Here is a 12378-nt window from a genome sequence, read left to right as displayed (position 1 = left end):
CCACCACCCCAACAGTACATTGCTCCTGCTCTGTCTGTTGCTGTATTACCATAAAAAATACAATTGGTAATAACAGGACTTGCATTACCGTTATATCCAAAATTATCAATGCCGCCACCGCCACCTGTGGCTGTATTAAATGCGAATATGCAATTAGTTATTACCGGGTTGGCATTACCACCATTTTGTCCATGGTCGAAGATACCGCCGCCAAATAATGCAGTGTTGTTGGTGAATAAACAATTTCGTATTGTTGGGCTGCAAGTGCCTCCATTAGCTGCATTGTTAATCATTCCACCACCCAGACTTCTGCTATCATTTCCGGTCAAATCAAAATTTGCATTTGCATCACGGATAGTAAAACCATCTAATATGGCTGTACTATTTAAACTGCTGTTATTAATTACATGATAGCTGTTATCTGTATTCCCCGGTAAATTAATTTCAGCACTCAATAAAGAAGTAAAGCCGCAACTAAATATTCGTTGAGATAAAACTGTTTCTGTTCCATTAAAACTACCATAAATAGCTACTCCATTCAGCATGTTGAAATAAATATTTCTGTTAGCTGTGTTGGTGGTAAAATAAGTTCCGGCAGCCACCCACACTTCATCGCCAGGTGCAGATGCATTGATAGCTGTTTGTAAAGATGTGCCGGAAAAAGCATTGGCCCAACTGGTACCATTCATAGCACCAGCACCGGTTGGTGTAACATATCTTGTTAAAGCATTTACTTCTGTAACAAGAAGCAGTAAAATAAAAATGCGAATAAATTTCATAGATATAAGTTTTTGATTTACTTGCTGCAGTTTAGACAATAAAATAGTTAATTTCAGATTTTTATATCGTTTACAAATTAATCTCCTGAATATGTTCCCAGCGGTTATTAAGCAGTACATGCAAGTAAAATAATCCGTTGGTTGCACCGGCTAAAGATAATCTTGTTTCATGTTCTCCTTTACTCATTGTGCCGCTATTCTTCTGTTGCAAAATTTTTCCTTCCCTGTCTGTGAGTATCAACTGTACTTCACCGGGTTGTTTTATTGTTAGTTTTACATTTGCTTCAGCATTATTGTATGATGCTATATGAAGTAAAATCATTCTTCCGTTTGCAGGCATTAAATACCTGCTGGCTGGCAGCAAAGTAAAAGAATCCACTGTACTAAAACGAAACCCCGCCACACCACCACTCCCACAAGGCCCAATTGCGGCCCTGAATTGTGTCGTTTCTCTTGCTGTAAAACCAGCCTGTAGCAAAACTTCATTTCCTGCCCGCATTTGTACTTTAGTACCTTCGGAGGTAAGTAAAGAAGAGGTTGATACAATATTATTGGAAGCCTCATGAAACTCCTGTCCCTCTAATGTTCCTGTAAGATTTAAATCAGTTACACAAGTGCTGTATAAATCACTGCTCCATATTCCACGACCAAATGTAGAAGCCCTGATTCTGTTTTCTGATTCAGTTATGATCAACTCCGTTACCGGTACATAAGGAAGGTTATTATAAAATGGCACCCAATCACTTGAACCAGCACCCCGATAATAAACACCATTATCGGTGCCAATGTAAGCATTATTATTTATGTCAAGTGCAATACAGTTAACCGGTACATTAGGTAATGTTCCGCTCCTGTCGGACCAGGTATCACCTGCATTGTTTGAAAAATATACTTTTACTCCATCGGTAAAACCGCCAAAAGTAACCCATACATTATTCGAATTATTGGGATCAACATTAATGCAAGTAATTTTTGGATAACTATTAGGAAAGCCGGGGTTATTGCTCAATATATTTTCGGGCAGCCAGTTTACACCGCCATCATCACTTCTGAATAAAAAACCAGCCGCAGATGCAAATGAGTTGCCACCTGCTGCATACACCCGGTTGCCATTACTGGGGCAGGTTCTTATAAACCAACCAGAAGTTAAACTGCCCGTAATGGCCCAACTGTTTCCACCATTTGTGGTACGCCACATTGAATCGGAACCAATAAATAACGCATTACTTATTGAAGTATGTACCGCCATGGCCATAGAAAATGGATGCGAAGAATTAGCCGGTGTAATGTTTGTAAAATTATTGCCCCCATTGTAAGAACGGCTAATGCTGCGGTTCGTTACAGCAAACATGGTGTCAGGATTTGCAACATCATATCCTACCGCAAATCCATCAGCACTTGCTATTTCATCAAAATAAGATGTGCCCCCGTTTCTTCTTTTTACAGCATTATCCTGTGCACCGGCAATCATGCTTGTATAATCGTCCGGGTTTACTGCCATCCTGTAAAACTGGGTTATGTTCATGTCTTCAAAATGAGATGTCCAGTTAATACCGTTATCGATACTACTGTAAACTCCGCCATCTGTGGCGGCCCATAACTTATTATCCACCGGATGAAAACCCAAATAATGTACATCATCATGTAAGCCCCCTCTGAAAGTCCAGGTGTTGCCGGAGTTTAAACTTCGCCAAACCTCAACAGCACCAGTAATTACAGTGCTGCTGCTTGAATTACTTACTGCAATAGTCAAATCATAATTGGATTGATCTATTGTATCAGTGCCTGTATTAGATCGTCCCAGTATATTGGGAGAATTAGATTGTAAACCAAACGAAAGCCCTCCATCGATACTCAGCAATAAACCTTTAAACAGATTAGGTACCGGGTTCGCCGGACCATTACCCGGCACACCACCAGCCAATAAATAAACAAGATTTGAATTGGTGGGTGCCACAGCAAGTTCCACTCTCCGGGTAGGATTATTTATCTGGTTGTTTATAACATTAGAAGTATCCCATGTAAGTCCGCTGGTAGTGCTGCGCCAAAAAAGGGCTCTCGAAAAACTTGAAGTGGAGCCAGAGGCAAAAGTGGATCCAACTGCATAACAAACTGTTCCGCTGCCCGGTCGGAATTGCAGATTGAAGAACCTGCCGGTACCATTTACAAGCCCCCATGTGGCACCAGCAGTTAAGGATATAAATAATCCCTGGTTAGTGCAGGCATACAAAATATTATTATCCGTGGGATGCATAGTAAGGCGGTATCCTACCAGTCTGGAATAATCGACACCGGGAAAGTTTCCCATTTTTGTCCAGGTGCTTCCTCCATTGGTTGATTTTAAAACACCAATTGATAAACGCATATATCCATAATCTTCAACCAGCCCACCAAAATCACTGTCGCCATCTCCGGTAAGTACATAAAGTGTATTTGTATTTACAGGATCAATTAAAATACCGCTGATTCCACCTGTGGGTATATCGGGTGTAAGGTTTGTCCAGTTTGTACCGGCATCTGTAGTACGCCATAAACCACCTGCTGTGGTACCTGCATATACTATATCAGCATCTGTTGGATGAAAGGCAAGCCTGTCAACACGGCCAATACCGCCATCTGTATTTAATGGGCCTACTGCAGACCAGATGGCAGTGCTGCTTTCTATCCCATTTCCAATATTGCCGACTCCTCTTTGCTGCATGCCTGTAGCGTTTATCATTTTCTGATTAATATTTACAAACTCTCCATTGGGGCCCAAGCGGCTGCTCATATACCATTCGTAGCGGCTCCAGTGTTTCAGGCTCCTGTTTACTGCATCAACTCCTACCCGGTTAATAGTTTGGGGATTTTTATAGTATTGTTTTACCGTGTTCATTATCTCCGTCAGGCTTTGTTTTCCCTGCAGTTGTTGCCTTAGCACCGCATCGGCCTGTTGTGCATTGGAAACAGATAATTGTACCAGCAGCAACCAATGTATTATTAATAAGTTCTTTTTCATACTTATTGTTTAGATTTTGTAAACTGGTAAAACTTTATTGCTGAGTTTTTAGTTTTTCAATTTCTTTTTTCAACTCAATAATATAAAGAGTGAGTTCTTCTATTTTTTGCATCTGCAATTTTTGCATCTCGCCAATATTTAATCCGTTTGTTTCAATTGTTTTTGCAGATGGTATACCTGGCAGATGATTATTCTTGCGGATAAAATTTTCAACTTCATTTAATTCGGGTAGTTGGTAATTTTTGTTGAAAACATAATCGGGCCAGTTGGGTACTAAGCGTACCAGCAATTCGGTGCAGATTGCTTTTCCATCTACACCAAATTTATAACCTGCAGGAAGTATTTCATCGCCTACTCTTAATCCCCCCGTTACCACCACATCTCCTGCCACGCCCAGTTTATGGGTGGAAAGAAAACTGCCATTGCCAATACGGACGTTGCCACCGCTATTTTGCAAAAAAAGATTTGTGGCAGCCCCGTTACTTCTTGCCTGTATTTCATTATTATCAATAGCAATATTTCCTCCGGCTGTGCTTCCAATGAGAATATATCCGCTGTTTCCGTCTGTTAAGTCTACATCATTACCACTGGAAACATGAAGCTTTGTACCGATAGCCTCGGTGCCATTTCCCAATTGCACCCTGCTGCCTTCCCTGGCCAGCAACAATGCTGAAGCAACGCCATTATCACGGGCAAGTATTTCGTTATTATCAAAAACAAGATTCAACCCGTTAGACGAACCAATCATCATGTAACCGCTTTGGTTAGAAGCCAGTCCTGCATCTCCACCAGTAGAAATATGAAACTTTGTGGTGGCAAAATCTAACCCGGATCCTAATCTTGTTTTTCCTCCATCAAGTCCCTGAAGCACCAATTCACCTCCTGCACCATTATATTTTGCCTGAATATTAATACCATCAATTTCTATATTATTATCGCTGCTGCTTCCAAACTGTGTTCTGCCACCTTCTGATTGAATAAACAATGAAGATGAACTGCTATCATTCCGTGCCTGTATTTCATTATTATCAAAAACCATGTTTGTTCCATCCACATTACCTATAGTAAAATATCCGCTGGAAACCAGGTTAACATCATTGCCTCCAATTACCTGCAGCTTACTGACTGGCTCTGCAATGCCAATACCAGTATTTCCTCCGGGTGATATGTATATCCGGTTGAGGCTATTGGTTGCCAGGATAAGCCTGCCAGAATCATTGGTAGAATAAGTGCCCATCCGAAAATCGTTTCCCTGCGACTGGAGAAACCATTTTGAAATTCCAAGACGGCGGAACCGAATAGTAGCATCATCATCATCATCATCTACTAAAATGGCATAAGGAGTAGTGGCACCATTGAGGTCAATATGCAATCTGCCGGCCGGGCTTACAGTTCCAATACCAACATTCTGTGCTGTTACTTCTATTTTAACAAAAAGAAGTACGAGTAGCAGAGCAAAGAACTTATTCCATATAGCTTTCTTTCTTCGCTTTGATACTTGTATCATTGTACCATCTTTCATTTCCACTTCGCTGCCTATGCGCTGATTACAATACATAAAATCATTATTAACTAAATGACTCCTGTGCAACCGAACAAATGGCTGGTGCTGTAACTTCTCTTCAAACCACTTAAGTACTTTCGCAGTTACCAGTACTTTACCATTGCTGAAATAAACTCTGGAGTAGTTGGAAGACGCTTCTATTCTTACAATGGTACTGGTATCAATTGAAAACCGCCCTGTTGAAGTTTTGATTTGCAATGAGGTCTTTTCCATATTTGATCAATTAAAAAGTTATAAATACAGCAATGCGGAATAAATCAATTTTGAGTTAAGCGCATTTTGTAATGCCTCATGAAGCTACTATGCAAAATGAAATACTATGGAGGTATTCTACATGATTGAGGTAAAATTCAACGGACTGGTGCCGCTGCATGCTTTTTCAACGAAATGTTGTATTGATTCAACGAAAGAAGGCTGTTATTTAGCAATTATTTTACCACTAGCTACTATCTCAACAAATGCATCCCTTTCGTTGCGGCTAATTGGAAGTTCCTCTTTATTAATTTTAACAGTGAAGCCTTCAATACTTGTAATGGCTTTTATATTTACGATATAAGAACGGTGGATACGGTAAAATTTTCCGGCAGGCAATTTATCTTCCAGGCCGGAGATAGTATGATAAGTAATAACGGATTTTTCTTTTGTTACAATCTTTACATACTCCTTCAATGCTTCGATAAATAATATTTCGGCAAACAATATTTTTACGAGTCCCCCATCTGCTTTTACAAAAAAGAAATCGTTGGTGTTTGAAACCGCTTCTGCTACTTCAGGCACAGAAGAACGTAAAAATTTCCAGGCTTTATTTACAGATAATAAAAATCGTTCAATGGCAATGGGTTTCAGCAAATAGTCAATTGCATTGGCCTCAAACCCCTCCAGGGCATGCTCCCGGTAAGCAGTGGTAAATATTACTGCTGGTGGGTTAGTCATTGTTTTTAAAAATTGGAAACCAGTAAGGCCCGGCATATTAATGTCAAGAAAAACTAATTCAACCGGCTGAACCATTATTCCCTTCAATGCTTCTTTTGCATTCTTATAATTACCCTGCAATGAAAGCCTGTCATCCTGGGTAACAAAATCTTCCAGAATGTCACGGGCAATTGGTTCATCATCAATTATTGCACAGCTAATTTTTTTCATGACAGGTTAAGTTTTAAAGTTACTGAAAAACGATTGTCTTCATGCTGTATTTGCATATCATATTTATTTTCGTATTTAAGGCTAAGTATATGTTTTACACTGTTAATCCCAATCCCATCCTTTGCAGTTGTATCATAATAACTGTTTTCAACTTTAAAGTTCAGTTCCTCTTTCTGGATTAACAGATTTACATTCATCCAATTTTTATTTGACTTTTCTTTCATGCCATGTTTAAAGGCATTTTCTACAAATTGTATAAGCAGCAATGGTAAAATTGTTTTATTACCTGCATCGCCATCTACTTTCATTTCAATCACAATATTTTGTTCGTACCTCAGTTTTTCCAGTGCAATATAGCTTTGTAAAAAAATTATTTCCTGGCTCAGTAATACTTTGGGCTGGTTGCAGTCAACAATTACATACTGCATAATATTAGATAATTGATGTAAAGCACCCGCTAATTTTATACTATTTCTCCTGGCAAGTCCATAGAGGTTATTCAATGTATTAAAATAAAAATGCGGACTCAATTGCTGTTTCAGTAAATTAAGTTGCATATCCTTATTAATTACAGCCAGCTTAATTCTCTGCCGTTCTGCCTTCCGGAATTCAAAATAAAATTTTAACACATAAAACACTGACAACTTCACTACATATTTCCCAATATCAGGCCATGAGTAATATATAAAACCTCTGTATGAATGGATCTCCGGTTTTTCTCCTATCAACCAGTGCTGTGCAGAATGAAAAATTGCATAAAGCACCCCAAGCCACAAAAAATGATGTGTTATAAAAACAACTATATTCAACAAGATGGTTTTCCAGAGCCTTGAATGATAAACCTGGTTTAAAAAATACCATAACAACCCAGTAAAAATGATATGCTGCATCCAGTTAAAAAAATAAAAAACCGGTGGCATTGTACAGGCAGAACATTTACTTAAGGTGATAATATACTGGATAGTTAAAATAAAAATTTCAACCACAGCATATATGCAAAAAGAATATTGCCAGAATTTTTTACTCCTGCTTTTTTCGCTGGCAGAAAGAAAACCTGACTGCCGGTAAGGAACATTCGCTATATTAAAATCCACTTTCTGCATCCAGTTTTAGGCTAAGTTTAAATTGATTGCTGTCAACCAAATAATGGAAAGAAAAACTCCCCGGGTACAGTTCTTTCAACCGCATATCCAGAATTCCTCCGGGCAATATCAACATTTTAGTTTGCTCTCCCAAATCACCCTTTACAATAAGCTGCATTTCTATACCTGAAAATTGTAACTTTATTTTATACTTTTTTTTCTCTGTAAAAATTTCTGACTGTATAATTTCATCAATTATGCCGGTCAAAAGCAGTGGTGCAATTTTTAGTTTTTGATGTTCGCCTGTAACTTCGGTTTCAAATGCCGAATGATTGACTAACTGTAGATTTTTCAACTGAATATAATTGTTAAGAAACTGAATTTCTTTTTTAACATCAATCAGTTTTTCCTTTGCCTCGTAAATAACATACTCCATTACTTTAGCTAATTGTAATATAGGTGCCGCAGCATTTAATGGTTTTTCCTTTGCTACCTGCTGAAGGTAATGAAGTGTATTGAAATAAAAGGAAGGGTTGAGATGCCATTTAAGCATTTTAAGTTGCAGCACTTTGTTGGCAATTGCCAATTCTATCCGCTTTTTTTCTTCCTGCCGGTAATTATAAAAATAGGCAGCCAGGTAAAACCACGACAGCCGGAAAGCATGTTTGAGTAATTGATAATTGAGGTAAGAATAAATTGCGCCATTGTCTAATACTGCCACCATCCGGCTATTACCGGTTCTGGTTACCTGCACTAAATGGTTGTAAAGGTATCCAATCGCTTCCTGTACAGGACCAAACCAAACATAAGTGTAAACAATATAGAAACCAACATTAATCAGAATCTGAACAAATATACCCTTATTGCTAACCAGCCTGGCCACCCACCATATGGGCACTATCAACAGGCATTGAAAGAACCACATTACCAGGTGAATTTCAATAATACTTATTGGCTTTGCTCCAAAATTATTTAGCAAAAAAAAGAACAAAAATTGTATGCATGCTTCAATCAGCGCATACAATACAAATACTTTTAACCAATATAATAACTGTGATTTAGTATGAAGTTGATGAAACATTTATCACTAATAAAGTTACACTATTGCATACAACCTTATAACATTATAAAAACATTTCAATGGTCTTCAGCAATATTTCAACAAACTCTAAAAATTCTTCAACGAGGAAAATAATTTTACGAAAAGGCTATCTTTTACTTTACCTCTTTAATTAATTTCCACATTTCTTCTGCCACCAACTGATTGCCTTTTGCATTTAAATGCACCCTGTCTGTTGTAAGAATACCACGGTCCTTATTATCCGGATTATTCTTAAGATCATATTCTAAAAATGATTTTCTCAAATCAACCAGTTGTAAATTATTTTTTGTTGACAGATTACGGATAATTTTGCTGTATTCATTTAAGTCACCATCCTGGCTGTTGCTAAAATCCGTCTTTTCCCCTATGGCAGCAGGCGTACACAATACCACTTTAATATTTTTATCTTTTAATTTGTTTATTACAGCTGTATAAAATTTTTCAAACTTATCTGCATCGGTTCCTGTGCCCGAGGTAGCTTTATGCCACACATCGTTTACTCCGATATAAATAAACACTATATCAGGATTTTTCGCCAGTACATCATCATCCATCCGCAAATACAAATCGTAAATTTTATTGCCGCCAATACCTGCCCCAATAAATTCATAATTTTCTTTTTGACCTTCTGCGGTACACATGCTGTCGATTCGTTTGATATATCCGCCGGGGTTTACACCTGCCTGTGTAATAGAATCGCCGAAGAAAATAACTTTAGTTTTTTTTTGAAGAGTAAATGCAAATGCGATTGTTGCAAGCATAAAAAGTAGTATCAACTTTTTCATAAAAAATAGTTTGAAATGCAATTTAAAGTAAAAGCATGCTGAAAAATCAGCATGCTTTTACTTATTATAAAAAATAAATTATTCTACATGAACCTGCTTTTTAATTACTGCACCTTCTGCAACCTCTGGTATAAATTTTCTTTCTTTTACCAAAAACCCATTTCCCTTTTCGCAAACATGTACTTTTAAATTCTCTATGCTGAAAGGGTTTCCATCGGGTATGTCGGCAATATTACTGTAGCTAACATCGTGACCATCTATAATAATTACACAACCACTTCCTATCGCTTCCATTTTATTGCCTTCGGTTATCAGCATGCCGGTATCTTCTCCCAAACCAATGCCAATGCAACTGGGGTTGCAGGCAACCGCCTGTGCCAACCTTCCAAACCTGCCACGTTTTTCAAAATGCGAATCAATGATAACCGAATCTAAAAAGCCCAAACCGGTGGTCATTTTTACTTCGCCTTTAAGATGCGCTTTTGCAGCATTGCCTTCGTAAATCATAGTTTTACTCATAGCCATAGCACCTGCTGATGTACCTGCAACTACAAAATCTTCATCGTGGTAACGCTGTTTAATAATGGATAAAAATTCTGTACCCCCATCGGTTACACTTAGCCGCAGTTGATTGCCGCCGCTAAACATAACAGCGTCGCATTCTTTAATACGTTGTAAATAATCAGGATTGTTAGTATCGGCCCTGTTGCGGATATGCATTAAACCAATATTGGTACAGCCAATTTTTCCAAAAGCATTAAGGTAATTATCTCCCACTTCGTAGGGAATGGTGCTGGCGGTAGTAATAACTTCTATACGACTGAGGGGGCCGCCGGCTTCCTCCACAATGCGGCGAAGAATCCCTAATTCAAAAAAGTTGAGGTTATTGCGGTTAAAATCGTCTTTGTCAGTTTCTGTTCCTTTGTCTTCTGCTCCACCTATCGCAATCAATTTTCCTTTGGCAATTGGCATTTAATCTTTTTTGATATAACGCAAAAATAAGGCAAATCGTGTTTTATACTTGTGGTTTAGTTATTAACTGATGTTGATTACATGTAAATTAACCTTTTGCAAACTTTTCAATACCTTCTGCAAGGCGGTCTAAATTTTTTGTGGTAGTGTAAACATTGGGTGTTACTCTAAGGCCATGAATATTTTCCCAATTTATGCCTACGGCATGAATTTTATAATTTGTCCAGAGATAATTATCTAATTCTGTTGCTGTTTTACCATCCACACTTACCATACCTATGGCGCAACCAAATTCTTTTTTAAAAGACGTGTGCAACTTTACTTTATGAATGTTTTTAACTTTTTCCATCCAGTAGTTTTTTAAATAGAGTAACCGTTCTTCTTTTCTTTTAGCGCCAATCATATCATAAAAGTCAATAGCCTTGTCGGTTGCCTGCTCAATGTAAAAAGGACGGGTGCCCAAATGTTCAAACTTGCGGATATTATCTTCTTCTTTATCACCAGCGCCAAACATTGGCCAAATGTTTTTTATTTTTTCTTTACGCACATAAAGCAAACCTGTGCCAATTGGCGCACCTAACCATTTGTGCAGACTGGTACCAAAATAATCGCAGTTTAAATCAGGAATTTTAAATTCAAATTGGGCGAAAGTGTGAGCGCCATCAACCAGTAATTCTATACCTTTTTTCTTTGCCGCATCTGCAATTTTTTTAACCGGCATTTTTTGGCCAACCCAGTTTATCATGTGGGTTATTTGCACCAGTTTTGTTTTTGTAGTGAATGCATCTGTGTATTGCTTCACTAAATAGTTTTCATCTTCGCTGGGTAATTCCAGATTTATCCAAACCAATTTTAAGGCTTCTCTTTTTTCTCTTTGTTTCCATGCGCCAATCATGTTGGGGTAATCTTGTTTTGTCAACACTACTTCGTCGCCTGCTTTTAAATCAATACCAAAAATTATTGTTTCCAGTGCTTCGGAGGCATTGCGGTGCAGGGCAATTTCTTCTGCATCGCAACCGGCAAGCTGTGCTAAATTTTTTCTTAGCGGTTCTCTCCCCTGGTCAACTACACGCCACATAAAATAACTGGGGGCTTCGTTACTGATGTCGTAATATCTTTTCATGGCATCGGCAACCACTTTGGGTGCAGGCGATACGCCACCATTATTTAGGTTGATAAAGTTTGCAGAGATAGTATAAGATTGCTGTACATAATACCAAAACTCATCATCACTTGCCAAATCAGCAGGATTAACCTTTTCAACATTTTTTACTGCCGCTTTTAAGTTACGGCTCCATGCCGGTTGAAAAATGTTTGCAGACAATGCAACAGCTGATAGTATACTTATTTTATTTAAGAATGAACGACGGTTTGACATACTTTTTAATTTTGGTTATACAATTTACTGATTTTGTTTTTTGCAAAGCAAGATGATTTCGTTAATTTCCATTTCTGAGTAAAATTGCCACAGAGACACAGAAGTACAGAAATTATTTACGCTTAGATAAAAGCTCAATAAAGTTATGTCGCACAAGAGTGCGACGCCAATGAAGTTGAACAAAGAAATATCGCCTGGCTCAAAAAAAACTAAAAAGAGTACAAAAAACTGCATTTATGAATATTCTTGAAATTAAAGTATTAAAAGGACCTAACTACTGGAGTGTGCGCCGCACCAAACTAATACAAATGAAATTGGATTTAGAAGATATGGAGCAACGCCCCACCAATTCTATTGCAGGTTTTAGGGAGCGGCTGGAAAAAATGTTTCCTACTATGATTGAGCATCGCTGCAGTGTGGGCACACCTGGCGGTTTTTTTGAAAGAGTGGATGAAGGCACCTGGATGGGCCACGTAATTGAACATATTGCTTTGGAAATGCAAACACTTGCCGGCATGGATACTGGTTTTGGCCGCACAAGGGGCACGGGCAAAGAAGGCGAATATTATGTATGC

The 12378-nt window shown here is 38.2% G+C and carries 10 protein-coding genes; 1 reads left to right on the top strand and 9 read right to left on the bottom strand.

What is annotated here, in order from left to right:
• From ACY651_RS01075 to ACY651_RS01035, 9 genes are all read right to left on the bottom strand, one after another.
• Positions 1-779 (bottom strand): hypothetical protein (locus tag ACY651_RS01075; RefSeq protein WP_462248823.1); only part of this gene is annotated, 779 nt, incomplete at its 3' end.
• A 70-nt stretch (positions 780-849) separates the two neighbouring features.
• On the bottom strand, positions 850-3777 hold the full coding sequence (locus tag ACY651_RS01070; RefSeq protein WP_462248821.1) for a WD40/YVTN/BNR-like repeat-containing protein: 2928 nt from the start codon (positions 3775-3777) through the stop codon (positions 850-852).
• A 34-nt stretch (positions 3778-3811) separates the two neighbouring features.
• Positions 3812-5554, bottom strand: a complete 1743-nt coding sequence (locus ACY651_RS01065) for a LytTR family transcriptional regulator DNA-binding domain-containing protein (RefSeq protein WP_462248819.1) — start codon at positions 5552-5554, stop codon at positions 3812-3814.
• 204 nt (positions 5555-5758) lie between these two features.
• A complete protein-coding gene (locus ACY651_RS01060; RefSeq protein ID WP_462248817.1) occupies positions 5759-6484 on the bottom strand; it encodes a LytR/AlgR family response regulator transcription factor in 726 nt (241 codons plus the stop codon).
• Positions 6481-7041: a sensor histidine kinase gene (locus ACY651_RS01055; RefSeq protein WP_462248815.1), complete on the bottom strand. Its 561-nt coding sequence runs from the start codon at positions 7039-7041 to the stop codon at positions 6481-6483. The genes ACY651_RS01060 and ACY651_RS01055 overlap by 4 nt, the downstream gene beginning before the upstream one ends.
• A 526-nt stretch (positions 7042-7567) precedes the next feature.
• Positions 7568-8545 carry a histidine kinase gene (locus ACY651_RS01050; RefSeq protein ID WP_462248813.1) on the bottom strand — a complete coding sequence of 326 codons (978 nt, stop codon included), beginning with the start codon at positions 8543-8545 and terminating at the stop codon, positions 7568-7570.
• 236 nt (positions 8546-8781) lie between these two features.
• Positions 8782-9453, bottom strand: coding sequence for an SGNH/GDSL hydrolase family protein (locus ACY651_RS01045; protein WP_462248811.1), 672 nt, complete (start codon positions 9451-9453; stop codon positions 8782-8784).
• A 78-nt stretch (positions 9454-9531) separates the two neighbouring features.
• The gene (locus ACY651_RS01040; RefSeq protein WP_462248809.1) at positions 9532-10425 is read right to left on the bottom strand and encodes a cyanophycinase; all 894 of its coding nucleotides are present in this window, start codon (positions 10423-10425) and stop codon (positions 9532-9534) included.
• A gap of 88 nt (positions 10426-10513) precedes the next feature.
• Entirely contained in the window at positions 10514-11803 is a 1290-nt protein-coding gene (locus ACY651_RS01035) for an aminotransferase class V-fold PLP-dependent enzyme (RefSeq protein WP_462248807.1), read from the bottom strand.
• A gap of 236 nt (positions 11804-12039) precedes the next feature.
• Here ACY651_RS01035 and ACY651_RS01030 point away from each other — a divergent pair.
• Positions 12040-12378 (top strand): cyanophycin synthetase family protein (locus ACY651_RS01030; RefSeq protein ID WP_462248805.1); only part of this gene is annotated, 339 nt, incomplete at its 3' end.

Source organism: Ferruginibacter sp. (assembly GCF_031391665.1).
In the GTDB taxonomy this organism is placed as follows: domain Bacteria; phylum Bacteroidota; class Bacteroidia; order Chitinophagales; family Chitinophagaceae; genus Ferruginibacter.
Note: the sequence above shows the minus strand (reverse complement) of the source record. Positions and strands in the feature narration are given on the sequence as shown.